This window comes from Ruegeria sp. R14_0, from assembly GCF_017743975.1.
In the GTDB taxonomy this organism is placed as follows: domain Bacteria; phylum Pseudomonadota; class Alphaproteobacteria; order Rhodobacterales; family Rhodobacteraceae; genus Ruegeria.
In genome coordinates this window covers 196,494-220,133 of sequence record NZ_JAGHRC010000002.1, presented here as the reverse complement: position 1 = coordinate 220,133, position 23,640 = coordinate 196,494, and the positions used below count along the sequence as shown (strand labels likewise).

Here is a 23,640-nt window from a genome sequence, read left to right as displayed (position 1 = left end):
CAATTCGCTGCGTCGCGGCATATCACGTTCTTCAGATTGTAGGACGCAGCGTTTGGTGGCAGGGTGCGCGCATGACGCAGACTGTAGAGCTTCCGCTTTGGCTTTTTTTGCTGATCCTGGTGTTCGCCGCGGTCACGTTTGCCTCGCATTTTTTGTTTCCATCCGTGCGTTGGTTTTTTCGACGGCGTCTGGAACGCGCCGTAAAACGATTGAATCAACGCCTTAAACGGCCTATCCAGCCGTTCAAACTGGCCCACCGCCACGACATGATTCAGCGCCTGATCTATGACCCCCAAGTTGGACAGGCCTTACAGCAGCACGCGCGCGACACAGGTGTCCCAGAGGCCGTTGCCTTTGAGCAGGCCCGCCGATATGCCCGCGAGATTGTTCCATCGTTCTCGGCCGTTGCCTATTTCAGCATTGCGATCCGACTGACACGGTTGTTGAGCAACGCGTTCTATCAGGTGCGGCTCAGCTATCGGGACGAAGAAGCCGTCGAGAATATCGACCCTGATGCGACGGTGGTGTTTGTCATGAACCACCGCAGCAACATGGATTATGTCTTGGTTACCTATCTGGCGGCGCAGCACTCCGCGCTATCCTATGCGGTGGGTGAGTGGGCGCGCGTCTGGCCCCTAAGCCGTCTGATCCGCGCGATGGGCGCGTATTTTATACGCCGCAGGTCGGGCAACGATCTCTACCGTCAAGTTCTGGCCTGCTACGTGCGTCATGCGACCGAGGCCGGGGTGACCCAGGCCATGTTCCCAGAGGGCGGGCTGAGCCTGACAGGGGCATTAGGCCGCCCAAAGCTGGGATTGTTGAAGTATATTATCGACGGTACCTCAGCGGACGGTCGTGATGTCGTGTTTGTTCCCGTGGCGCTGAACTACGATCGTGTCCTCGAGGATACAATTCTAACCCGGGCTTCATTGGGCAACGAACGCCGGTTTCGGGCCAAGATCGGAGTGATCACAGGGTGGATCCTCAAACAGATCTGGCGGCGTATCATCGGGCGTTACAAACGGTTCGGTATTGCTTCGGTCCGGTACGGCCATCCGGTTTCGTTGCGCGCGTTTCGGACCGATCACCCGCGCGACCTGATGACCGATCTGGCGCGCGCCCTGATGGCAGAGATTCGTGATGCGATCCCGCTGGTACCAGTTCCTGCGGCGTGTTGGTTGATGCAACAGCACGAGGAGATGCCCGAAGAGGACCTGGCACATATGATTGTCGACCTGATGCGGCGGAACGGGATTTCCGACGAAGAAAACCGCGCTTCGGTCGACGCAGCGATCAATCAATTGGTCGAGCGGCGTATTCTGAAACGAGTTGATGGAAAAATATCCCAATCAGGCCAAAGGGTTGATCTGCTGGAATACTACGCAGCATCCGCCCCATTGGGGCCACATACCGGAGATGCTGCGGGCGCAAAAGGTTTTTCTGCATCCGCTGGGTCATAAAATTTCAAAACAAGATCAAAATCGGTTGCATTATTTCTCGATGAGCAATATTCCATCGGTTAACGCATGCGATTCTGCATCGCGGCAAAGGACTAGATAAAGGAGGCCAACATGGCTCTGGACACCGACAGCGGCATCGCGTCGTACGAGGCACCGGAAAAAGACCTCTATGAGATGGGTGAAATCCCTCCGATGGGGTTTGTGCCCAAACAAATGTATGCATGGGCTATCCGCAAAGAACGCCATGGCGAACCGGATACAGCGATGCAGCTGGAAGTGGTCGATGTCCCGAAGCTGGACAGCCACGAAGTGCTGGTTCTGGTGATGGCGGCAGGCGTCAACTACAACGGTGTCTGGGCCTCGCTGGGTAAGCCGATCAGCCCGTTTGACGGCCATGGTCAACCATTCCATATCGCTGGTTCCGATGCGTCCGGTATCGTTTGGGCTGTCGGCGACAAGGTAAAGCGCTGGAAAGTTGGCGACGAGGTTGTGATCCACTGCAATCAGGACGACGGCGATGACGAGCACTGCAACGGCGGCGATCCGATGTACTCGCCCAGCCAGCGGATTTGGGGTTATGAGACGCCCGACGGCTCATTCGCACAGTTCACCAACGTACAGGCCCAGCAGTTGATGCCGCGTCCCAAACACCTGACCTGGGAAGAAAGCGCCTGCTACACCCTGACGCTGGCAACCGCGTACCGTATGCTGTTCGGGCATGAGCCGCATGACCTGAAGCCCGGCCAAAACGTTCTGGTCTGGGGCGCATCGGGCGGTCTGGGTTCCTACGCGATCCAGCTGATCAACACTGCAGGTGCAAACGCGATCGGTGTGATCTCGGACGAAAGCAAGCGCGATTTCGTGATGGGGCTGGGCGCCAAAGGCGTAATCAACCGCAAGGACTTTAACTGCTGGGGCCAGCTGCCTACGGTCAACACGCCTGAATACGCGGCCTGGCTGAAAGAGGCGCGCAAGTTCGGCAAGGCGATTTGGGACATCACCGGCAAAGGTGTGAACGTCGACATGGTCTTTGAACACCCCGGTGAAACCACTTTCCCGGTCTCGTCGCTGGTCTGCAAAAAAGGCGGCATGGTCGTGATCTGCGCCGGCACCACCGGTTTCAACTGCACCTTCGACGTTCGTTATATGTGGATGCACCAGAAACGCCTGCAGGGTTCGCACTTTGCGCATCTGAAACAAGCGTCGGCAGCGAACCAGCTGATGGTCGAGCGTCGCCTGGACCCCTGCATGTCCGAAGTGTTCACCTGGGCCGACCTGCCCGAGGCGCATATGAAGATGCTGCGTAACGAGCATAAGCCGGGCAACATGTCGGTTCTGGTCCAGGCACCGCGCACCGGAATGCGGACGCTTGAAGAGGTTCTGGCCGCGCGCGACTAAGCCGCGTTAACTTTTATGCAACACACCCGCGAATCGGTTTTTCGGTTCGCGGGTGTTCCATTTTCCGAACTTAAACGTTTGCTTTCAAAGTGTTGCAAATTCCAACCCCACTGTTTTTGGGGAGTAGAAACCAGTGAATAGGCTAAGAAAATCTCCGCATGCTATGGTTGTGTTAACCCTTCGTTAACCGTTTCGGAGAGACCCTGATGGCGCAAAATGAGTGGATACTGGACGTTCTGTCGGACCTCAGCGCCTTTGCTGTTGAAAACGGTTTGACCGCGTTGGCCGAGCAGTTGGACGATACCAAACTGATCGCCGCAGCCGAGATCGCGTCTGGAAAGAATGAGGTGCGGGCGCCGGCCGATGGCAACAAAACTCGATATGAGCCAGGTTCTGGAGGACTTGGAAAACACCAGCACGCTTGATGAACTCGGCGATGTTGCCACGCGTTTGCGGGACAGACTGCAGGTCGAACACCTGATCTACCATTGGGTTGATGGGGCCGGAGACCAATACGGATATACGACCTATCCCGATGCCTGGGCCGAGCGGTACCGCGACCGAAATTACCACAGAATAGACCCGGTGATCTTGGGGTGTTTTCAGCGTTTTCATCCAGTGGATTGGAAGACACTGGATTGGTCAAGCAAAGTTGCCAAGACCTTCCTGAAAGACGCGTCAGAGCACGGCGTTGGAAATCAGGGCTATTCCATCCCGATCCGCGGCCCGAATGGTCAATTCGCTTTGTTCACGGTCAACCACTCCTGTGATGATGACGCGTGGCTCAAGTTTATTGAGACGCATGGTCGCGAGTTGATCCTGATCGCGCATTACTTCAACCGCAAAGCGCTGGAATTCGAAAGCGACCGGCAGCCCGAATCCGCGCGTGGATTATCACCGCGCGAAGTGGATGCCATGACTCTGCTTGCCCTGGGTTATAGCCGGGCGCAGGTGGCGCATTCCCTGTCGATCTCAGAACACACGTTGAGGGTCTATATCGAAAGCGCCCGTGCGAAATTGGGCGCGCAGAATACGACGCACGCCATCGCCACGGCACTCAGCAGAGGGTTAATAGTGGTTTAAGGACCGCGCGCTCTCAAAACAGGAAATTAACCAAGACTCTGTACCCCCTTTGTTCCTGCACAGGACGACAAGGGGAAAAGAGTCATGTTGCGCTATGTCTATGCGGACGAATTGCACAAATATCCAAAACTGGCCGAGGGGATGTTTCGGGACCGCGCCGATCAGTTCAAGACCCGGCTGGGTTGGGATGTTCACGTAAATGATAAGGGGGAAGAGCGGGATCAGTACGATGAACTGAACCCGATCTACGTGATTTGGGAGGAACCTGACGGCAGCCACGGCGGGTCCATGCGTGTCTTGCCCACGACCGGCCCGGTCATGGTGAACGAGGTGTTCGGCCACCTGACCGGTGGAAAACCGATCAACAGCCCATTGATCTGGGAAGTGACACGGTTTTGCCTGTCGCGCACGGCGAGCCCACACACCGCAGGGGCGATCATGCTCAGCGGGGGTGAGATGATGGAAGGGTTTGGTTTAACCCACATCGCAGGCGTTTTCGATGCGCGCATGATTCGGATTTACCGCCTGATTGGGTCGTCTCCGATCGTGCTGGGCACTGAAGGAAAGGGGCGCGATCAGATCTCAGTCGGGCTGTGGCCGTACTCAGCCGATGACTGCAATCGCGTTGCCCAACGGGCGGGCATCCCGCGCGAGCTGTCGCGGCTGTGGTTCAAGACGGCCTTTGGAGTTGGCACTCAGCCCCGGTTTGCTATGTCCGCCTGACGGCACGAAAACCGAAATCCACGTCTGGTGATAGCTGGCGCGGCCTTGTAGGGTCGCGCCATGTCTTTGCCCCCCGTGACTTTCTCTGATGACCAGGCCGCCGCATATGACAGCATCTCTGAGATGCTGAAATCGGCAGGCGTAGACCTTGATGATGATGCGCTGCTGAAACTTCCTGGAAACGGGAAATCTGGCGTGATGGCGGTGATCGGCAAGGCAGGGTCTGGCAAGACGTTGTTGCTGGCCGAACTGTATAAGGCACTGGCGGAAACCGGTGTTCAAATTGTTTCGGGCGATTTCGAAAGCCGCAAGGCCCGCGACAAACGTAGCCTTGCCATTCTGGCCCCGACAAACAAGGCGGCCAGCGTCTTGCGTCTTCGTGGCGTGCCAGCAACGACGATTCACCGCATTCTCTACACGCCCGTCTATGACCCGGAATACGAACGCATCGCCGAGTGGCTGGCAGGCAATGACGAACGCCCCGAGATCGAAGGCCTGACTGACGAAGCGCTGGACCGTGCTGCGGCGTTTTATGAGAACAACAAGTCTATCCCCGGTGCTTTGGCGGCCGCTGGGTTGCGCGGGTCGGACTTCATCACCGGCTGGAAGCGCAGGGATGAGCCGTTGGATATCGGCTTTGTCGACGAGGCCTCGATGCTGGACGACCGGCAGTTTGAAGACCTGCAAGAGATCTTCCCGACGCTGTTGCTGTTCGGTGATCCCGCTCAGCTGGCCCCGGTTAACCAGTCCGGTAGCATGGTGTTTGATGCGCTGCCGGAACCGCGCAAGCAAATCCTGCACCGGGTGCATCGGCAGGATGCGGACAACCCAATTCTCGATCTGGCCCATGCTTTGGCGGACCCGCAAATGGGGTTCGAAGACTTTGAGCGCATGGTCGAACAGACAGCCCGTCAGGACGACCGCGTTGTCTGGGGTCAGCGGGTCGAGGTGGATCTGATGGCGCGTAGCCCGGTCCTTGTTTGGCGCAACGCGACACGTATTCGGCTGATTCAAGCGTTCCGCCATGTGCATGGTGCGCCTGACACCGAACTGCTGGAAGGTGAACCGCTGATCTGCGACGGGATCGAACTGCCTTTGAAGCACCGCAAAAAGCGTCTGGACCTTGAGGCGCGCGGGCTGATCAAGGGCGCGCAGGTCATCTATCTGGGACCGGGGCGCAAGCCGGGGTTTTCCCGGTTGCACGTGATGGGGGCCGAGGATCCGCAGGTCAGCGCCGCCTCGATCGTCAAAATCGAGATGCCGGACGAGGAAGAGCCCTTTATCCCCTATGCGGCCCGCATGGGCGCGACCTTTCTGCACGGTGCGGCAGTAACCATTCACAAGGCGCAGGGTTCGCAGTGGGACACTGTTCAGGTCTTTGCCCCTGACATCTACGCCGCTGCACGCATGGGCCGGACTGAGGCGGGTCAGCCGCTGTGGAAGCGTCTGGCCTATGTGGCGATTACTCGTGCGCAGGAGAGGTTGATCTGGGTCGTGCGGAATAGGTTGGCCAAACCGACCCATCCGCTGCGAGTGGATGATCTGCGTGCCGTACCGGCGGCTTCGCTGACACTGGAGGCGGAAGAGACATGAAATCCATCATTGTAACCGGCGCAAGCTCGGGGATCGGGCGTGCCACGGCCGAGCAATTCCTGGCCGAGGGTTGGACCGTTGGCCTGTTGGCCCGCAGTGCAGACACGCTGAACCAGATGGCGGCGGACCACGCCAATGCCGTGCCTCTGGTCGCGGATGTCACTGACGCGCAAGCTGTCGAAGCCGCTTTCGACGCGTTTCAGGACAAGGCGGACCGCCTGGATGTCCTGTTCAACAATGCGGGCATATTCGCGCCCGGCGGCACGATTGACGAGATCGTGTTGGACGACTGGTATCAAAGCGTCAACGTCAATTTGAATGGCATGTTCCTTTGTGCCCGCGCGGCGTTTCGGATCATGCGTCACCAGTCGCCACAGGGCGGGCGCATCATCAACAACGGCTCAATAGCGGCACATGTCCCGCGCCCGAACTCGGCGCACTACTCGGCGACGAAGCACGCTATTACGGGCTTAACCCGCAGCCTGTCGCTGGATGGCCGGACGTTCAACATTGCATGTGGGCAGATCGACATCGGCAACGCGCGCACTCAGATGGTGCAGGGGCTGGTCGATGCGGCCATTGCCAGCGGGCAAGAGCCCGATCCGACAATGGCCGTTGAAGATGCTGCGCGGTCCGTCCTGCATATGGCGAACCTGCCGCCTGAGGCGAACGTCCAGTTTATGACCGTCATGGCAACCACGATGCCTTATATCGGGCGTGGATGACGATCAGTTCTCGCGTAGCAACCGGAACGCGGTCGACGCCCCCCAACCTGCGGCAATGGCAATGACCAATGACATCAGGCCATACCAGACCGGCTGTTGGCGGGACATGTTGTACAGGAACCGCTCCAACCCGACTTTGCGCACGTCGATTGTGGTTTCGAATTGGGAAATGACCGAACCACCGCGGGTCAGGAAAATCCGCGCCGTGTATTCGCCTTCGGTCAGGTCTGCAGGCATCTCGATCGAGGTTCTGAACAAGGTTTGTTCGTCCACGGCCACTGTATCCTCGCGGATCGAATAAAGCCCTTCGTCTTCGCGGATACGCACGACCGCATCTGCAAAGTCCTGCGCGCCACGAACATTCATGGCCGCGCCAACAGACCGGATCGCCCGTTCGATTGAAATCCGATAACGAAGATCCTCGGTATCCAGCAGGATATCGTCCAGCGGTCCACTGGTCGCAACCGCATAGAAACTGGGGGCAAGGTCGACCAATACGCTATCGGTGTTCACCCAGATACCCAGTTTGCGTTCTTTGCGCCGCACGGTCACCGGGCTGGAGGGGCCAGCCAATGCCACGATCACCTCAAGCGGTGGGCCGTCAGGAATGGGGGCTTCGCGTTTGACCGCGCCAAAGATCAGGATTTCCGATCCGTCGAAATTGGCGGTGATGGCGACGCGATCCTGGCTCAGGCCCAGAACAACCGCTTCGTCGGTTGCAAGCGCCGGGCTGGCGCAGAAGGCAAGTACTGCAAGCAAGCGTTTCAGCATGATCAGTGCCCCCCGCCAGTACCAAGCGAATACAGCTCGGCTGGTTCCAGCAACAGGTCCAGAGCCAGCTTGCCGCAGACCACCAGAACCAATGCGGCCAGCAGCACGCGCAGCTGCTCGGCGGGCATACGCGCCCCGATCACAGTGCCGATCTGGGCCCCGATCACGCCACCGACCAGCAGCAGAACTGCCAGAACAACGTCGACGGTATAGTTCGTGGTTGCGTGCAGCATCGTGGTGAAACCGGTCACGAAGATGATCTGGAACAGGGAGGTTCCGACAACCACCTTGGTGGGCATTCCCAGCAAATAGATCATCGCGGGGACCATGATGAAGCCACCGCCGACGCCCATGATGGCCGACAGAATACCAACGAACAGACCCACCAGCGCTGGTGGAATGACCGAGATATACAGGCCCGATGTCCGAAACCGCATCTTGAACGGCATCGCATGGACCCAGCCCCGCTGGCGACGTTTTGGCGGTGCAGACCCGCCTTTCTTGGACTTGCGCAGTGCGTTCAGACTTTCGATGAACATCAAGCTGCCAACTACGCCAAGGAACACGACGTAGCACAGGGTCACAAGCAGATCGACCTGCCCCAGCCCCTTGAGATAGTTAAAGATCACCACGCCGAGCGCGGCGCCCGTTAACCCCCCTATCAACAAGACGGTTCCCATTTTGAGGTCCACCGTCTTTCGTCGGAAATGCGCCAGCACGCCTGAGAACGAAGACGCAACGATCTGGTTGGCCTCGGTTGCAACTGCAACAGCGGGCGGAATGCCGATGAAGAACAGCAGGGGCGTCATAAGAAAGCCGCCGCCGACACCGAACATGCCCGACAGAATGCCGACCATCCCTCCAAGCCCCAAAAGCAGGAAGGCGTTGACGGAAACTTCGGCGATAGGAAGGTAAATTTGCATATCGAGCTACTGCACGAGGGCTGACGGACCACGAACGGTGGCGCAGGCTGCCTCGGGGGAAAGGGGTGTGAAATTGATGCGGCGCGCGGCGGCAAGGCCCGGGCGCCTCATGGCGAATACTGGTGCAATGGGTCTGGTGCCAGCAGATTGATAAGGCTGAGAAACCCGGCAGACCCCAAGTCTAAGGTGCTCATGCAATCCCGCCGGCCTGTTTGGGGCCGGTTCCGAGTCACGTGGTATAATTGGGGGCGCTTGCATACCCCTTTAGAACGGTTGCGGCATGCAAAATCAACTCTGCATGCCGCCCTGCAGCGAACAGGACTGAACTGAGTCCGAAACTGGACTTATCAGCGCTCTTTCACATAGGGTTCACCACCCGCGCGCGGCGGGATGGCTTTGCCCACAAACCCGGCCAGAATGACGACCGTCAGGATATAGGGCAGGGCGTCCATGACCTGCACCGGAATGACGACACCACCCAAGTCGATGTTCTGGAACCGCAGCGCAATGGCCTGCAAAAGACCAAACAACAAACAGGCCCACATCGCGTGCCAAGGCCGCCATTTCGCAAAGATCAGAGCGGCCAGTGCGATGAATCCGCGACCGGCGGTCATCTCTTTGACGAACCCGGCCTGCAACGCGGTCGCCAGATACGCGCCCGCGATCCCGCAGAGCACACCGCATATGGCGACGGCGGCAAAGCGCAGACCAACGACCGACACGCCAGCGGTGTCAACGGCGGCGGGGTTTTCGCCTACGGCCCTTAGGCGCAGTCCAAAGCGTGTGCGAAACAGAATCCACCACGTCAGCGGGACCATCAGAAAGGCAATGTAGACCAGGATGGAATGGCCCGACAAAAGCTCGGAATAGATCGGTCCAATAATCGGAACACCGCTGATGGCTTCCGCAAAGGGAAACTCAATCGGTTCGAACCGACCGCCGCCGAACAGCGAGGGCGTTCGACCACCTTGTTGGAACCAGCTTTGGGCAATCAAAACGGTCAGCCCCGAGGCCAAAAAGTTGATGGCAACGCCCGAGATCAGCTGATTGCCCCGAAAGGTGATTGAAGCAACCCCGTGCAGCGCTGACAGAACCAGCGATGCGCCTATACCGGCCAGCAAGCCCAGCCAAACTGACCCCGTCACGGCCGCGACCGCCGCCGAGAAGAAGGCCGCGATCAACATCTTGCCTTCCAGACCGATGTCGAAAATACCGGCGCGTTCCGAGTAAAGACCCGCCAAGCAGGCCAGCAGCAGAGGGGTTGCCAGACGGATGGTCGAATCGAGGACCTGGATCAGTGTTACAAAGAACTCCATCACTCGGCCCCTTTCCGCATAGCCAGGAACAGCTTTTCAAGCGGCATCCGAACCATGTTGTCCAGCGCCCCTGTGAACAGAATGACCAGCGCTTGAATGACGACGATCAGCTCACGCGGGATCGAAGTCCACAGCGCCAGCTCTGCACCACCTTGGTAGAGAAAGCCAAACAGGATCGCGGCGAGGAAAACCCCGAACGGATGCGACCGGCCCATAAGTGCCACGGCAATCCCGATGAAGCCTGCGCCCTCGGTCGAGTTCAGAACCAGACGTTCCGCTTCACCCATCACGTTGTTGATGGCCATCAGCCCGGCCAGAGCACCCGAGATCAGCATTGCGACAATGGTGATCCGCACCGGGGAAATCCCGGCATAAACGGCACCGGTTTCAGAATGGCCATATGCGCGAATTTCATAACCCAGCCGCGTCCGCCAGATCAGCGCCCAGACAACCACGCAGGCCAGAAGCGCCACGAAGAACGAGATATTCGCAGGCGCGCCGCGGAACATCACGTTTTCTGCGGTCGAGAACATCGACTGGAAGGTAGGCAGGTGAACGGCTTCCGGGAACCGCGCCGTCGCCGGGTCTTGCGAGCCCTGCGGGCGCATCACGTTGACCAGCATATAGTTCAGGAAGGCGGCGGCGATAAAGTTGAACATGATCGTCGTGATGACGATGTGGCTGCCGCGTTTGGCCTGCAAATAGGCCGGAATCGCAGCCCATGCGGCACCAAACAAAGCGGCCCCCAGCCCTGCGGCCAGCAGGGCAATGCTCCAATGCGGCCAGTCTATGTAAAGGCAGACCATCGCGACGCCAAGCCCACCCAGCATCGCCTGACCTTCGCCGCCGATGTTGAACAGGCGGGCGTGAAAGGCCACGGCCACCGCCAGACCGGTGAACATGAAGTTGGTTGCATAGTACAGCGTATAGCCCCAGCCATAGGTCGACCCCAGCGCGCCCGTGACCATCAGGTTCACGGCCTCAACCGGGTTTTCACCGATGGCAAGGATCACCAGCGCGGAAAGAATAGCGGCCAGTATCAGACTGATCACCGGGATCAGAACGACATCGGCCCATTTGGGCATTTTATCCATGTTACGCGGCCTCTCCCGCAACACCGGCCATCAGCAGGCCCAGTTCTTTTTCATCTGTTTCATGGGGCAGACGCTCACCCATGATATGACCATCAAACATCACCGCGATCCGGTCAGAGAGCGAGAAGATCTCTTCCAACTCGACCGAGACCAGCAGGATCGCCTTGCCCTGATCACGCAGAGCAACGATTTGTTTGTGAATGAACTCGATCGCGCCGATATCCACACCGCGGGTCGGTTGTCCCACCAGCAACAGGTCGGGGTTACGCTCGATCTCGCGCGCGACGACGATTTTCTGTTGGTTGCCGCCCGAAAAGCTTTTGGCGGAAAGCCAGGCATTGGGGGGACGGACATCGAACTTCTCGATTTTGGCTTCGGTATCGGCACGCAGGGCCGCGTTGTCCATGAAGATCCCGCGCTTGTAGGCCGGATCCCGGTGATAGCCGAAGGCGACATTTTCCCAGGCGTGAAAGTCCATAATCAGACCTTCGCGCTGACGGTCCTCGGGCACGTGCGCGATGTGCTGCGCGCGGCGGGCCTGCCCGTCCGACCCCGCGCCGCTCAGCGCCAGGGGCGCGCCGTTCAGCTTGATCGAGCCCTCACCCGGACGCATACCGCCCAGAACTTCCAAAAGTTCCGACTGACCGTTGCCAGCAACACCAGCGATGCCGACGATTTCGCCGGCGCATACGGTCAGGTCGATGCCTTTGACACGCTCGACCCCAGCCGAATCAAAGACACGCAGGTTCTCGACCTCAAGGATAGGTTTGCCAGGCTGTGCGGGCACCTTATCGACCTGCAGAAGAACCTTTCGGCCCACCATCAGCTCGGCCAATTCCTCGGGGCTCGTGTCGGCGGTTTTGACGGTGGCAGTCATCTGCCCGCGCCGCATGACCGAAACGGTATCGGTGTTTTCCATGATTTCACGCAGCTTGTGCGTGATCACGATGATTGTTTTCCCTTCGGCCCGCAGGCGGTCCAGAATGCGGAACAGCTGATCGGCTTCGGCCGGGGTCAGAACACCGGTGGGTTCGTCGAGGATCAGAATCTCGGCCTTGCGATACAGCGCCTTCAGAATCTCGACCCGTTGCTGCATCCCAACGCCGATCTCGTCAATGCGTTTGTCGGGGTCGACGAACAGTTCGTATTCTTCTTCCAGATCTTTCAGCTCTTTCCGGGCCTTGGACAAGGACGGAGCCAGCAGCCCCCCATCTTCGGCGCCCAGAACGATGTTTTCCAGAACGGTGAAATTCTCGACCAGTTTGAAATGCTGAAAAACCATCCCGATGCCCGCAGCAATTGCCGCCTGACTGTCAGGGATGTCGGTCTTGTCGCCGTTAATCCAGATTTCGCCTTTGTCGGCTTTGTAAAAGCCGTAGAGAATGCTCATCAGCGTGGATTTGCCCGCACCGTTTTCACCGATGATCCCGTGGATCGTGCCGGGGGCGACGCTGATGGAAATGTCTTTGTTGGCCTGAACCGGCCCAAAGGCTTTGGAAATCCCTTTGAGCTCAATGGCGGGGACGGTCATGTCTTGCCCTCAATTGCCGAAAGGCCGCGGTGCACACGCGGCAGAGTGGAAGCGAGGCGGAGGTCTACCCCCGCCCCGCGCGTTATCAGAACTGCAGTGCCGGGCAGCTGTCGTTCTCGTAGTAGCTGACGACCGAGATGTTGCCGTCGATGATGCCACGACGCGCGGCTTCGACCGCGTCAGCCATCTGTGCGTCAACCAGTTCCCGGTTGTTGTCATCGATTGCAACGCCAACACCTTCTTCGGCCAGACCCATTGCGAACTTGCCGGTTTCCAGATCTGTGCCCGCTGTCATTGCGTCATAGACGGCAACGTCAACACGCTTCAGCATCGATGTCAGAACCTTGCCCGGGTGCAGGTGGTTCTGGTTGCTGTCCACGCCGATCGACAGGATGCCTTCGTCGGCTGCGGTTTGCAGGACGCCAACACCGGTACCGCCCGCGGCTGCATAGATCACGTCAGCGCCCTGGCTGATCTGCGCCTTGGTCAACTCGGAACCCTTCACCGGGTCGTTCCAGGCCGCCGGAGTTGTACCGGTCATGTTGGCAACAATGTTGATGTCCGGGTTCACGGCCTTGGCGCCTTGCGCGTAGCCGCAGCCAAAGTGACGGATCAGCGGGATGTCCATACCACCGATAAAGCCAACGGTGCCCGACTCGGATGCCATGGCGGCCATCATGCCGACCAGGTACGAGCCTTCATGCTCGGCAAAGCTGACCTGACGGATATTCGGAGCGTCCAGCCAGTTCACGTCAACCGCAACGAACTTGGTGTCGGGATAGTCTCCAGCAACGGCGGACAGCGGATCAGCCATGGCAAAGCCCATGGTGATGATCGGGTTGGCACCGGCTTCGGCAAAGCGGCGCAGCGCCTGTTCGCGCTGTGCTTCGGACTGAAGCTCGATCTCACGATAAGTGCCGCCGGTCTCATTGGCCCAACGCTGCGCGCCGTTATGGGCTGCTTCGTTGAACGATTTGTCAAACTTGCCGCCAAGGTCAAAGATCAGGGCCGGTTCGGCCAAGGCTGCGCCTGCGGTCAGTGCAACAGCGGCGGCAGCGCCCATCAAAGATTTCATCAGGGTCATTTGTTACTCCCGTTGGTTATTGTCGGTCGGGGCCAAGATAGCCCCGTTCACCCACTGTGAGCGAGCATAACTGTTGTGATGGCGGGAATTAAGGCCGTTTGCAACCGCCGTGGTCAACTGATTTTTGACCAATTGGTCGAAAAAATGCAGTGTGACGGCTTACTGAAGCCAAAAATCCATCACGATCGCATCGATTTTTTGATTGTTCTCGCGCGGATAGTATCCTTTTCGCAGCCCGCAGCGGCGATACCCAAAGAGGTCGTACAAAGCGATCGCGGGCAGGTTGTCTGCCGCAACGTCCAGAATCGCACGGGTGGCCCCTAACGCTGTGGCTTGCGCATGCCATTCTTGCATCCGTGCGCGGGCCATGCCTTGGCGTTGCAGCGTCGGGTGGGTGGCAATTGTCAACAGCTCCGCCTCATCAGAAACCACTTGGAACAGTGCAAATGATTGAGCATTTCCAACAACATGAGTGAACCGATTGGCCAGCAGATCCGCGAATTCATCTGCTGTCCAGGGGCGCGACTGGGTAAAGGCCGCGCCGTGTGTTTTGGACAGTTCTTCCGGGGTCATCCGTCCAGCAGAACCGGAGGAGTGTCTTTGGACGGTGCCGCATCTGCAGGCCGCACGTATAGGGGGGCCGGCGGCACGGTCGTGGTCTGCCATTTCACTCCGGCAATCCGTGCAATGGCGTGGACCTGAGCGTCCGGCTCGTCATTCATGATCAGGGGGCCGAGTGATTCTGCTTCGGTTTGCGCCATCAGCACCGGGCCTTTGTTGGGTACAGCAACGTAAACCTGTTCACGCGGCGCCCGAATAGCGGGCAGGGCGTCGGATGATATCTCGGCCAAAGCCTCGAATCCCGATACTCCTACGGCGGGTATCCCAAGGCCCAGGGCCAAACCTCGCGCGGCGGAGACCGAGATACGAATGCCAGTGAAGTTTCCGGGCCCGACGCCAACGCCGATTGCGGTCAGGTCTTTCCATGTGCAACCGGCCTCGGCCAGAACCTCTTCGAGCAGCGGCATAAGGCGCTCGGCCTGACCGCGTGTCATGGGGTCGACGCGAGAGGCCACGATTTGATCACCCCGCAACAAAGCGGCCGCGCAGTGCGCGGCCGATGTATCAAATGCCAGAATGATCTGGTCAGACGGCAACGGGGCGAACCTCGGTCACTTCGGGGATATAGTGGCGCAGCAGGTTCTCGATCCCCATCTTCAGCGTCAGGGTCGAAGACGGGCACCCGGCGCAAGCCCCCTGCATGTGCAGGTAGACGACGCCCCGGTCAAAGCCGTGGAAGGTGATGTCACCACCGTCCTGCGCGACCGCAGGACGCACGCGGCTGTCCAGCAAGTCTTTGATCTGGTTGACGACTTCTGCATCCTCACCCGTATGCTCGGCATGGCCCGAAGCCGGCGTTGCGTCCGCACCGATGGCCGGCTGGCCGGATTGGTAGTGCTCCATCACCGCACCAAGGATGGCGGGCTTGATGTGATCCCACTGAATGTCGTCCGATTTGGTGACGGTTACAAAGTCATTGCCAAGGAACACGCCGGTCACACCGTTGACCCCGAAAATCCGTTTGGCCAAAGGAGATTTTTCACCGGCTTCCGCCGACGGGAAATCTGCAGTGCCCGCTTCCAGCACGGTCTGGCCGGGCAGGAATTTCAAAGTTGCGGGGTTCGGCGTGGATTCGGTCTGGATGAACATGTCACGGCTCCGTTTCAGTTGTTTCTGATATGCGGGTCCGCGCCGGATAAGTCAAGATTTGGAACGATTCTAAATACCGGCGGCCAGCCTTAGTGCATCATCCAAGCGATCATCACCCCAAAACAGTTCATTCCCAACCAGAAAACTGGGCGCGCCGAACAGGCCCCTGGCTTGTGCGGTTTTTGTTTGCTCTATCAGGGCCGCCTTGATCTCGGGGTCTTTGGTTTTGTCCATCAGGTTTGCTGGCAATTCCGCAGCCATCAGGCAATCTGCAAGCACCGATTCCTCTGAGACATTGCGACCATCAGCAAACTCGGCCGAGTAAACAGCGCGCACAAAACGGCCTTTCTGGGCCTGACCCTGTATCGCGAGGGTCAACCGCGCGGCCTTCAGGCCGTTTTGTGGGAACAACTCGGGCCGACTAAATGTCAGGCCGCGCTGGGCCGCCAAACGCTCCATATCGCGCCACATATAGCGCCCCTTGGCCGGGTAGATATTGAAGGGTGAGTTGTCCCAGCCTTGTGCTGCGAAAATGGGACCCAAAAGGAAAGGGTGCCACTCCACGGCGACATTGTGCTGCGCCGCCGCCTCTTCGATTCGCATGGCGCTGAGATAGGAATAGGTCGACGCGAATTCGAACCAGAATTGGATACGGCGCTGCATGAGGGGGACCTCAGGTGATGGCTTCAAGCTTTTCCTTGCTCAGGTCGCCGGGCACAATTGTGATTGGAATCGGCAAGCTGCCCGAATTCTTGGTCAGCTGCGTGACCAAAGGACCGGGCCCTTTCTTTTCGATACCGGCACCCAGAACCAGAACGCCGATCTCGGGGTCGGATTGCACGTGCTCGATGATCTGAGGCACGGGTTCACCTTCGCGAATGGACAATTCGGGGTCGATTCCCTGTTTGTCACGCATCCATTTGGCGAATACCTCGTAATGCGCGTGGATGCGTTCCCGCGCCTCCTCCCGCATTGTTTCCGCGACACCGATCCAGTGGTTGAACTCATCCGGTGGTATGACGGACAGGATTGTCACACCCCCACCGGTATGGGCTGCGCGCATTGCTGCGAAACGCATCGCATTCAGGCATTCGCGGCTGTCATCAAGAATGACTAGAAACTTACGCATGGGTATCCTCATGTATTTCGGGGATCATGCCTGACGTGATACAGGCTGGCAACAGAGTGGATGACTAGCGGGTGCTTGCAGCCCAATCCCAGTACAGCTCGCGCGCGCGGCGCGCAATTGGTCCAACCTGGTATTGTGTGTCTTCCAAGGCTGTCACCGGCGTTATCTTGTTCATATTGCCGGTCATAAACACTTCGTCTGCCTCGTGAAAATCTTCGAAGCCGAGGACAGATTCGTGTACCGTCACACCGTCAGCACGCAGGTTCTTGATATGTCGCGCGCGTGTGATACCCGCCAGGAACGTGCCGTTTGGAGTGGGGGTGAACACCTCACCATCGCGGACCATGAAAATGTTGGCGGTGGCGGTTTCCGCCACGTGGCCAAGCGCGTCTGCGACCAGGGCGTTCGAGAACCCCTTGGACTTGGCCTCTTTCAGCATTCGGGCGTTGTTAGGATACAGACATCCGGCCTTGGCATTGACCACGGCGGATTCCAGCACCGGTCTGCGGAACCGTGTGGTTGTCAGCGTGACCGATGCGGTCTCGGGGGGCATTGGGATTTCTTCAAGGCAAATGGCAAATCCCGTGCTGTCCTGCTGTGGAACGATCGCCGTGGCGTCGCCGTCTATGCCCCAATACATCGGTCGGATGTAAACGGCAGAGCCTTTGGCGTAGCTCTCCAACCCTTCGCGGACAATCTCGACCATCTGTTCGGTCGTCACGGTCGGGGTCAACATCAGTGCTTCGGCAGAACGGTTCACTCGTTCGCAATGGGCCTCAAGGTCAGGGGCCAGCCCGTCGAAGAACCGCGCGCCGTCAAAGACCGACGAGCCAAGCCATGCGCCGTGGTCGGCAGCCCGCATAATCGGGGCGTCCCCGTTGTGCCACTGACCATCGAAATAGGTGCGGATGTTTTTACCAACTGCCATGACGCCCTCCTTTGCCCTTGGGGCAACCTAGGAAGGCGTCACGGGAAGGTCCAGCGCAATCAACCCTGTTTTGCGCCCACCATGCCCACGATGTCGTAGGTCTGTTGCAGGATCGGAGCGGCAATCGCGCGTGCTTTTTCCGCGCCTTGGGCCAAAATTCGATCAATCTCGGCCTCTTCACCCATCAAACGGGCCATTTCGGTCGAGATCGGGGACAGTTTGGCAACCGCCAGTTCAGCCAACATCGGTTTGAACTCGCCAAACTGCTTGCCACCGACTTCAGCCAGAACCTGTTCGGCAGTCTGATCGCTGAGCGCGGCGTAGATGTTGACCAGATTGCGCGCCTCGGGGCGTTCGGACAGGCCATCAACCTCGGAGGGCAGGGCGTCCGGGTCTGTCTTGGCCTTGCGGATCTTCTTGGCGATTGCATCGGCATCGTCGGTCATGTTGATCCGGGTCATGTCGGACGGGTCCGACGACGACATTTTCCGTGAACCGTCACGCAGGTTCATCACGCGCGGCGCAGGGCCGCCGATGACGGGTTCGGTCACCGGAAAGAAATCCACGCCATAGTCATGGTTGAACTTGATCGCGATGTCGCGGGTCAGTTCCAGATGCTGTTTCTGATCTTCGCCAACCGGCACATGCGTCGCGTGATAGGTGAGAATATCCGCCGCCATCAGCGCCGGATAGGCAAACAGACCCAACGAGGCATTCTGCGCGTTCTTGCCGGCCTTATCCTTGAACTGCGTCATTCGCTGCATCCAGCCCATGCGGGCGATGCAGTTGAAGATCCAGGCCAGTTGCGTGTGCTCGGCCACCTGGCTTTGGTTGAACAGGATGGACTTTTCAGGGTCCAGACCAGCGGCAATAAAGCCAGCGCAAACCTCACGCGTCTTTTCGCGCAGACGGGTCGGGTCTTGCCAGACGGTGATCGCGTGCAGGTCGACCATGCAATAGATGGTCTCAAAATCTTCGCCCTGCATATCCACAAAACGCTTGAGCGCACCCAGATAGTTGCCAAGGTGCAGGTTTCCCGAAGGCTGGATGCCGGAAAACACGCGCGGCGTGAACTTGGTTTCGGTCATCGAAGGGAACTCCCGTCTGGAAAAATCAGCTCCCGTCGCTTACCCATGAGGTCAAGGGACGTCAACAGCCGCGAAAGGCCAGCCCAATGAGCAGTGAGCATTATACACCCGCCGTGAACCCTCTGCCGCCCGTGGTGGTGGCGCTGGTGGTGTTCATCATGGGGATCGAACTGGCGTTTACGCTGGGTTCGCGCGGGATCGTCGGTGGACCATCTGCCGTCGGATGGCGGCTGGAGGCACTGCAAAGCTACGCCTTTTCCCCTGATATCTTCCATTGGATGATTGAAAATGGTCGCTGGCCGTTTGAACATCTGATCCGGTTTGTCACTTATCCGTTCGTGTCCGGCAGCTTTACGCAGGCGATTTTCGTCAGTGTCTTTGTTCTGGCCATGGGGAAAATGGTGGCCGAAGTCTTCGGCGGCATTCAGATGCTGATCATCTTTGTCCTGTCTGGGGTTGGCGGGGCCTTGGTCTATGCGCTGCTGTTGAATCCGCAGTATCCGTTGGTTGGAGGGTTTCCCCCGGTTTATGGCCTAATTGGTGCATTCACGTGGTTGCTGTGGCGCAAGCTTTCTCTGGTCGGCGAAAATCAGTCCCGCGCCTTCAGCCTGATCGCGGTCTTGATGGGCATCCAGCTGTTGTTCGGGTTGTTGTTCGGCGGCACGTCCGATTGGGTCGCCGATCTGGGTGGGTTTGCTACAGGGTTTGGCCTGTCATTTTTCCTGGCGCCGGGCGGATGGGCGCGGATCGTCGGGCGCATCCGCCGCGATTGATCAGGATCTGCGCAATGCCCGTTTGAACTCGGACAGTTCAAACGCTTTGAGCAGGTGACCAAGGGCGAAATACACCACTGCAGCAACAACGATCAGGATCAGCAGCGCCAGATAGCGCCATCCGGGTTCTTGGAACGCCCAGCCAAAAAGATGCATCGCGGCATATAGTACGACGCCCATTCCGGCCGAGGCCGCAACGATCCGCCATGCGCGACGTTTGAATCGATCATCCATGCGCGCCTCTTCGCCGAAACGCCGCGCGCCGATCGCCAACAGCGCAACCATGGCCCACCCCGCGACCGACGCCGCAATAGCCGGCGCAATCCACCCCACCAGAGGGTAAAGCCCAAACGCCAACCCGGCATTCACGATCATCGCAACCACGGCGTAACGGAACGGAGACCGCGTATCCTCGCGCGCAAAGAACAAAGGTTGCAGCAGTTTTTGCAGCATGAATGCGGGCAGGCCGATGCCATAGACTGCCACCGCCAGTGCAGTAGCCGCCGTATCCTCGGCGCTGAACTGGCCGCGTTCGAACAGCACTGACACCAGCGGTATGGGAATGATCAGAAAGGCAACCGTGGACGGAAGGCTCAGCAGTAGCGTGAACTCTCCGGCGCGCGAATAGGCATTGCGCGCGCCGTCCTTGTCCCCGGCGCGCAGGCGACGGGATAGGTCGGGCAATAAAACGATCCCCACCGCGATACCGACCACTCCCAGTGGCAATTGATACAGCCGGTCTGCGGCAAACAGCCAACTGACTGCCTTTTCGGTTTTCGAGGCAACAAGCTGGCCAACCACCAGATTAACTTGTGTGACGCCCATCGCCAAGGCGGCGGGCACCGCAATGCGCACCATTTGGCGCATTTCCGGGCTGAGCTTTGGCCATCCGGGACGAATGCGAATGCCTGCGCGCTCGGTCGCCACCCAAACCAGTGCCAATTGCGCGATGCCTGCAATTGGGATGACTGTGATCAGCCACCGGATGACCTCACCGCCGGACAAAGCCCCTGCGATCAGGGCGGTACACGCAAATATGTTCAGCAGAACCGGTGCCGCTGCCGCCGCAGCAAATCGACCTGTTGCATTCAATACGCCCGAGAACAGTGCCGCCAACGACATGAACAGGATATAGGGAAACACCACATAGCCGTAGTCCACGGCCATATCGAACCGTTCATCGCCATAAAACCCTTCGGCGGTTAGCCAGACCAGCCCGGGCATGAAGACCATTGCCAGCCCCACCAACGCCAGAACGGCTGCCGCAAGCAGGTTAAAGGCGTCCTGCGCGAACCCTTCGGCGTTTTCCTCGCCCTCGAGGCGTTTAGAGAACATCGGCACAAAGGCGGCGTTGAACGCGCCCTCGGCAAAGAAGCGGCGGAACATGTTTGGCAGTCGGAAAGCGGCGACAAACGCGTCCATGACCGGGCCCGGCCCGATATAGGCGGTTAGCAGGATCTCTCGCAAAAACCCGAGTATCCGGCTGGCGAGAGTCCAGAACCCGACTGTGAAGAGGCCGGAAAACAGCCGGATCTGCTTCATGAGCTCGCGCGCTCCACACCCTCAGTGATGGCCTTGCGCAGCTTGGCCTCAAGACCGCGCTGTTTGCTTTCCGAATGGTATTTCAGGCCGAACATATCCTTGACGTAGAAGGTGTCGACGACCTGTTCACCATAGGTCGCGATCACGGCATTGGCGATATACACGTTCGCCGCCGCAAGCGTTCTGGTCAGGTCGTACAGCAGGCCGGGGCGGTCGCGTGTGTCGACCTCGATGATCGTGTAAATCTCGGACCCGTCGTTGTCGAAGATGATATGCGTGGGCACGTTGAACGCGCGCTCGCGTTTCTTGATCTTATCGCGGGATTTTAGCGCGTCGCTCGCAACAACTTCGCCTTTCAGCGTTTTGTGGATCATCTGGGTCAGTCGCGGCAGACGGCTGGCCTCAAACGGATGACCCTCGGCATCCTGAATCCAGAACGCATCGGTGACGTAGCCATCTTTGGTCGTATAGCTGCGCGCATCCACCACGTTTGCCCCGACCAACGCCAGTGCTCCGGCAATCCGAGCGAAAATACCCGGGTGATCCGCCATGGCAAAACAGGCGCGGGTGGCGTCGCGGTCGTCATCCGGATGCAGGTGAATTTCCATCGCGCCGGGATCGCCGCTGTGTTCCAGCGCCCGCAGCATTTTGGCAAATTCAACATGCGTCGACAGGTTCAAACCCTGCCAATAGGGCGCATAGTGGCGTCCGGTTTCCGCCTTGAGGTCCGCTTTGGACCAATCACCAAGTGCCGCGCGCAATGCTTTCTTGGCCTCGGCGCCGCGGTTGGCGCGGTTGAGGTCCTCCATGCCGGTTTCCAGCGCCCGCTTGGTTTCTGCATGCAGGGCACGCAGCAATGTGGCTTTCCAGTTGTTCCAGGTATTCGGGCCGACACCACGAATGTCGCAGACCGTAAGAACCGTCAGCAGGTCCAGCCGTTTGACAGTCTTCACCGCTTTGGCAAAGTCACGCACTGTGCGCGGATCCGAGATGTCGCGTTTCTGCGCCATGTCCGACATCAGAAGGTGATAGCGTACCAGCCATTCCACGGTTTCCGAGTCGGATTTGTTCAGTCCCAGCCGCGGAGCCACCTTACGCGCGATCTGTGCACCCAGGATCGAATGATCCTCGGGGCGGCCTTTCGCGATATCGTGCAGCAACAAAGCGACGTAAAGAACCTTGCGATTGACGCCGCCTTTCAGGATCGACGAGGCCAGCGGCAGCGATTCAACCAGTTCACCCCGTTCGATCTGCGCCAGGTTGACGATGGTCTGGATGGTGTGCTCGTCCACCGTATAGCTGTGATACATATTGAACTGCATCATCGCCACGATGTGCTCGAATTCCGGCAAAAAGGCCGACAACACGCCTAGTTCGTTCATCCGGCGCAGGGCGCGCTCCGGATTGCCGTGTTTCAGCATCAGGTCCAGAAAGATGCGCTGCGCCTCTTTGTCGTGGCGCATGTCATCGTCGATCAGGTGAAGGTTAGCGGTCACCAGTCGCATAGCGTCCGGGTGAATCAGCATACCGGTGCGCAGGCCTTCTTCGAACAAACGCAGTAGGTTCAGCTTGTCGGCCAGAAAAGTCTTGGCGTCGGCGACGTCCAAACGCCCATGGACAACCTTGTACCCGGATTTGACACGCGGCTTGCGTCGGAAAATCCGATCCAGCAATGCCTCACCTTTGACGTGGGAGGCTTCGAGCTTGGTCAGGAAAATGCGAGTCAGTTCCCCAACCCGCGTCGCTTCACGGAAGTAGCGTTGCATGAACACTTCCACAGCCCGGCGTCCGGCCCGATCCTCATATCCCATGCGATCGGCCACCTCGACCTGCAGGTCAAAGGTCAATTGTTCGGTCGCGCGCCCAGTGACCAGATGCAAGTGGGATCGAACCGCCCACAGAAACTCTTCGGCTTCGACAAAGGTGCTGAACTCTTCAGGCGTGAAAAGACCCAGCGGAACCAGTTCGGCCACGTCCTGAACGCCGTATATGTACTTTGCAATCCAATAGAGGGATTGCAGATCGCGCAGACCGCCTTTGCCTTCCTTGACGTTGGGCTCGACCATGTAACGCTCACCTTGCTTCTGGTGGCGTTCGTCGCGTTCCTGCAGCTTGGCCTCAATGAATTGACGCTCGCTGCCTTTGAACAGTTCGGTCTTGAGGCGCTTTTCCAGCTCATCGGCCAGAGCCGTATCCCCCGCCAGATATCGCTGTTCCAGCATGGCGGTGCGGATGGTGAAATCGTCGGCCCCAAGCCGCAGGCAATCTTTGATCGTACGAGATGAATGCCCAACCTTCAGCCGCAAGTCCCACAGGATGTAGAGCATGGATTCAATCACGCTCTCAGCCCATGCGGTGATCTTGTAGGGGGTCAGAAAAAGCAGATCGACGTCCGAGGCAGGGGCCATTTCGCCGCGTCCATAACCCCCCACGGCCAGAACGGCGATCTTTTCGCCCTGCGTCGGCGTGGCTAACGGATGCAGATCGACACTGGCGACTTGCATTGCAGTACAGACCAGCCCGTCTGTCAGGTAGGTATAGGACCGGGTCAGAGGCCTTGCGTCAAAAGGGCGTTGGGCGAACGCATCCGCGATGGCCTTGCGCCCGGCTTTTTGGGCATCACGCAAAATACGCACGGTTTCATGCCGCCGTGCGCTGTTGTCTTGCGTGTTTTCAAAGGCTTCCGACAGTTGTGCCAGGACGGCGGTACTGTCGAAAATTTCATCGGCCGGACAGATCAGCTCACCCTGCGGGGTGAGCGTCAGCGCC

The 23,640-nt window shown here is 58.7% G+C and carries 23 protein-coding genes; 8 read left to right on the top strand and 15 right to left on the bottom strand.

The window, feature by feature from the left end; genetic code table 11:
* Nucleotides 1-71 precede the first annotated feature (71 nt).
* The 7 genes from J7416_RS07115 to J7416_RS07085 all read left to right on the top strand — a co-directional run bounded on the left by J7416_RS07115 (nucleotide 72) and on the right by J7416_RS07085 (nucleotide 6,982).
* On the top strand, nucleotides 72-1,460 hold the full coding sequence (locus tag J7416_RS07115) for a 1-acyl-sn-glycerol-3-phosphate acyltransferase (protein ID WP_209224040.1): 1,389 nt from the start codon (nucleotides 72-74) through the stop codon (nucleotides 1,458-1,460).
* A 111-nt stretch (nucleotides 1,461-1,571) separates the two neighbouring features.
* Nucleotides 1,572-2,858, top strand: a complete 1,287-nt coding sequence (gene ccrA, locus J7416_RS07110) for a crotonyl-CoA carboxylase/reductase (protein ID WP_170427041.1) — start codon at nucleotides 1,572-1,574, stop codon at nucleotides 2,856-2,858.
* 206 nt (nucleotides 2,859-3,064) lie between these two features.
* Complete coding sequence (locus J7416_RS07105; RefSeq protein ID WP_209224039.1) at nucleotides 3,065-3,283, top strand: hypothetical protein; 219 nt, start codon at nucleotides 3,065-3,067, stop codon at nucleotides 3,281-3,283.
* The gene (locus J7416_RS07100; protein WP_209224038.1) at nucleotides 3,222-3,941 is read left to right on the top strand and encodes a LuxR family transcriptional regulator; all 720 of its coding nucleotides are present in this window, start codon (nucleotides 3,222-3,224) and stop codon (nucleotides 3,939-3,941) included. Before J7416_RS07105 ends, J7416_RS07100 begins: the two co-directional genes overlap by 62 nt.
* An 84-nt stretch (nucleotides 3,942-4,025) precedes the next feature.
* On the top strand, nucleotides 4,026-4,664 hold the full coding sequence (locus J7416_RS07095) for an acyl-homoserine-lactone synthase (protein WP_209224037.1): 639 nt from the start codon (nucleotides 4,026-4,028) through the stop codon (nucleotides 4,662-4,664).
* Nucleotides 4,665-4,724: 60 nt separating this feature from the next.
* Nucleotides 4,725-6,257 (top strand): AAA family ATPase, encoded by a 1,533-nt coding sequence (locus J7416_RS07090; protein ID WP_209224036.1) that lies wholly within the window; start codon nucleotides 4,725-4,727, stop codon nucleotides 6,255-6,257.
* Complete coding sequence (locus tag J7416_RS07085) at nucleotides 6,254-6,982, top strand: SDR family oxidoreductase (RefSeq protein ID WP_209224035.1); 729 nt, start codon at nucleotides 6,254-6,256, stop codon at nucleotides 6,980-6,982. The genes J7416_RS07090 and J7416_RS07085 overlap by 4 nt, the downstream gene beginning before the upstream one ends.
* 3 nt (nucleotides 6,983-6,985) lie before the next feature.
* On the opposite strand, the gene J7416_RS07080 is transcribed toward J7416_RS07085, so the two are convergent.
* The 13 genes from J7416_RS07080 to trpS all read right to left on the bottom strand — a co-directional run bounded on the left by J7416_RS07080 (nucleotide 6,986) and on the right by trpS (nucleotide 18,556).
* Nucleotides 6,986-7,753, bottom strand: coding sequence for a TIGR02186 family protein (locus J7416_RS07080; protein WP_209224034.1), 768 nt, complete (start codon nucleotides 7,751-7,753; stop codon nucleotides 6,986-6,988).
* A 2-nt stretch (nucleotides 7,754-7,755) separates the two neighbouring features.
* Entirely contained in the window at nucleotides 7,756-8,676 is a 921-nt protein-coding gene (locus J7416_RS07075; protein ID WP_170427047.1) for a sulfite exporter TauE/SafE family protein, read from the bottom strand.
* Between the two features lie 347 nt (nucleotides 8,677-9,023).
* Nucleotides 9,024-9,992, bottom strand: a complete 969-nt coding sequence (locus J7416_RS07070; RefSeq protein WP_209224033.1) for an ABC transporter permease — start codon at nucleotides 9,990-9,992, stop codon at nucleotides 9,024-9,026.
* A complete protein-coding gene (locus J7416_RS07065; protein ID WP_209224032.1) occupies nucleotides 9,992-11,086 on the bottom strand; it encodes an ABC transporter permease in 1,095 nt (364 codons plus the stop codon). Before J7416_RS07065 ends, J7416_RS07070 begins: the two co-directional genes overlap by 1 nt.
* 1 nt (nucleotide 11,087) lies before the next feature.
* The gene (locus J7416_RS07060) at nucleotides 11,088-12,617 is read right to left on the bottom strand and encodes an ABC transporter ATP-binding protein (protein ID WP_209224031.1); all 1,530 of its coding nucleotides are present in this window, start codon (nucleotides 12,615-12,617) and stop codon (nucleotides 11,088-11,090) included.
* Nucleotides 12,618-12,702: 85 nt separating this feature from the next.
* Nucleotides 12,703-13,701, bottom strand: coding sequence for a BMP family ABC transporter substrate-binding protein (locus J7416_RS07055; RefSeq protein ID WP_209224030.1), 999 nt, complete (start codon nucleotides 13,699-13,701; stop codon nucleotides 12,703-12,705).
* Between the two features lie 159 nt (nucleotides 13,702-13,860).
* On the bottom strand, nucleotides 13,861-14,274 hold the full coding sequence (locus J7416_RS07050) for a GNAT family N-acetyltransferase (RefSeq protein ID WP_209224029.1): 414 nt from the start codon (nucleotides 14,272-14,274) through the stop codon (nucleotides 13,861-13,863).
* Nucleotides 14,271-14,858: a tRNA (adenosine(37)-N6)-threonylcarbamoyltransferase complex dimerization subunit type 1 TsaB gene (gene tsaB / locus J7416_RS07045; RefSeq protein ID WP_209224028.1), complete on the bottom strand. Its 588-nt coding sequence runs from the start codon at nucleotides 14,856-14,858 to the stop codon at nucleotides 14,271-14,273. The genes J7416_RS07050 and tsaB overlap by 4 nt, the downstream gene beginning before the upstream one ends.
* Complete coding sequence (locus J7416_RS07040) at nucleotides 14,848-15,411, bottom strand: NifU family protein (protein WP_209224027.1); 564 nt, start codon at nucleotides 15,409-15,411, stop codon at nucleotides 14,848-14,850. Before J7416_RS07040 ends, tsaB begins: the two co-directional genes overlap by 11 nt.
* Before the next feature lie 69 nt (nucleotides 15,412-15,480).
* A complete protein-coding gene (locus tag J7416_RS07035) occupies nucleotides 15,481-16,074 on the bottom strand; it encodes a 2-hydroxychromene-2-carboxylate isomerase (RefSeq protein ID WP_209224026.1) in 594 nt (197 codons plus the stop codon).
* A 10-nt stretch (nucleotides 16,075-16,084) separates the two neighbouring features.
* Entirely contained in the window at nucleotides 16,085-16,540 is a 456-nt protein-coding gene (locus tag J7416_RS07030) for a universal stress protein (protein ID WP_170427056.1), read from the bottom strand.
* Between the two features lie 64 nt (nucleotides 16,541-16,604).
* Nucleotides 16,605-17,468 carry a branched-chain amino acid aminotransferase gene (locus J7416_RS07025; RefSeq protein ID WP_209224025.1) on the bottom strand — a complete coding sequence of 288 codons (864 nt, stop codon included), beginning with the start codon at nucleotides 17,466-17,468 and terminating at the stop codon, nucleotides 16,605-16,607.
* 59 nt (nucleotides 17,469-17,527) lie between these two features.
* Nucleotides 17,528-18,556 carry a tryptophan--tRNA ligase gene (gene trpS, locus J7416_RS07020; RefSeq protein WP_209224024.1) on the bottom strand — a complete coding sequence of 343 codons (1,029 nt, stop codon included), beginning with the start codon at nucleotides 18,554-18,556 and terminating at the stop codon, nucleotides 17,528-17,530.
* 86 nt (nucleotides 18,557-18,642) lie between these two features.
* Between trpS and J7416_RS07015 the strand changes: the two genes are divergently transcribed.
* A complete protein-coding gene (locus J7416_RS07015; RefSeq protein WP_209224023.1) occupies nucleotides 18,643-19,329 on the top strand; it encodes a rhomboid family intramembrane serine protease in 687 nt (228 codons plus the stop codon).
* Here the strand turns inward: J7416_RS07015 and murJ are convergent, their stop codons facing one another.
* A complete protein-coding gene (murJ, locus tag J7416_RS07010) occupies nucleotides 19,330-20,871 on the bottom strand; it encodes a murein biosynthesis integral membrane protein MurJ (protein WP_209224022.1) in 1,542 nt (513 codons plus the stop codon).
* Nucleotides 20,868-23,636, bottom strand: a complete 2,769-nt coding sequence (locus tag J7416_RS07005) for a [protein-PII] uridylyltransferase (protein WP_247744199.1) — start codon at nucleotides 23,634-23,636, stop codon at nucleotides 20,868-20,870. Before J7416_RS07005 ends, murJ begins: the two co-directional genes overlap by 4 nt.
* Nucleotides 23,637-23,640 lie beyond the last annotated feature (4 nt).

Excerpts from the sequence above, each read along its gene's own strand:
- J7416_RS07025 (WP_209224025.1), bottom strand. The coding sequence starts at position 17,468 with ATGGCAGTTGGTAAAAACATCCGCACCTATTTCGATGGTCAGTGGCAC.
- ccrA (WP_170427041.1), top strand. The coding sequence starts at position 1,572 with ATGGCTCTGGACACCGACAGCGGCATCGCGTCGTACGAGGCACCGGAA.
- J7416_RS07095 (WP_209224037.1), top strand. The coding sequence starts at position 4,026 with ATGTTGCGCTATGTCTATGCGGACGAATTGCACAAATATCCAAAACTG.
- J7416_RS07090 (WP_209224036.1), top strand. The coding sequence starts at position 4,725 with ATGTCTTTGCCCCCCGTGACTTTCTCTGATGACCAGGCCGCCGCATAT.
- J7416_RS07070 (WP_209224033.1), bottom strand. The coding sequence starts at position 9,992 with ATGGAGTTCTTTGTAACACTGATCCAGGTCCTCGATTCGACCATCCGT.
- J7416_RS07065 (WP_209224032.1), bottom strand. The coding sequence starts at position 11,086 with ATGGATAAAATGCCCAAATGGGCCGATGTCGTTCTGATCCCGGTGATC.
- J7416_RS07035 (WP_209224026.1), bottom strand. The coding sequence starts at position 16,074 with ATGCAGCGCCGTATCCAATTCTGGTTCGAATTCGCGTCGACCTATTCC.
- J7416_RS07015 (WP_209224023.1), top strand. The coding sequence starts at position 18,643 with ATGAGCAGTGAGCATTATACACCCGCCGTGAACCCTCTGCCGCCCGTG.
- J7416_RS07030 (WP_170427056.1), bottom strand. The coding sequence starts at position 16,540 with ATGCGTAAGTTTCTAGTCATTCTTGATGACAGCCGCGAATGCCTGAAT.
- trpS (WP_209224024.1), bottom strand. The coding sequence starts at position 18,556 with ATGACCGAAACCAAGTTCACGCCGCGCGTGTTTTCCGGCATCCAGCCT.
- J7416_RS07060 (WP_209224031.1), bottom strand. The coding sequence starts at position 12,617 with ATGACCGTCCCCGCCATTGAGCTCAAAGGGATTTCCAAAGCCTTTGGG.
- J7416_RS07100 (WP_209224038.1), top strand. The coding sequence starts at position 3,222 with ATGGCAACAAAACTCGATATGAGCCAGGTTCTGGAGGACTTGGAAAAC.
- J7416_RS07050 (WP_209224029.1), bottom strand. The coding sequence starts at position 14,274 with ATGACCCCGGAAGAACTGTCCAAAACACACGGCGCGGCCTTTACCCAG.
- J7416_RS07080 (WP_209224034.1), bottom strand. The coding sequence starts at position 7,753 with ATGCTGAAACGCTTGCTTGCAGTACTTGCCTTCTGCGCCAGCCCGGCG.
- J7416_RS07115 (WP_209224040.1), top strand. The coding sequence starts at position 72 with ATGACGCAGACTGTAGAGCTTCCGCTTTGGCTTTTTTTGCTGATCCTG.
- J7416_RS07085 (WP_209224035.1), top strand. The coding sequence starts at position 6,254 with ATGAAATCCATCATTGTAACCGGCGCAAGCTCGGGGATCGGGCGTGCC.
- murJ (WP_209224022.1), bottom strand. The coding sequence starts at position 20,871 with ATGAAGCAGATCCGGCTGTTTTCCGGCCTCTTCACAGTCGGGTTCTGG.
- J7416_RS07040 (WP_209224027.1), bottom strand. The coding sequence starts at position 15,411 with ATGTTCATCCAGACCGAATCCACGCCGAACCCCGCAACTTTGAAATTC.
- J7416_RS07105 (WP_209224039.1), top strand. The coding sequence starts at position 3,065 with ATGGCGCAAAATGAGTGGATACTGGACGTTCTGTCGGACCTCAGCGCC.
- J7416_RS07055 (WP_209224030.1), bottom strand. The coding sequence starts at position 13,701 with ATGACCCTGATGAAATCTTTGATGGGCGCTGCCGCCGCTGTTGCACTG.
- J7416_RS07075 (WP_170427047.1), bottom strand. The coding sequence starts at position 8,676 with ATGCAAATTTACCTTCCTATCGCCGAAGTTTCCGTCAACGCCTTCCTG.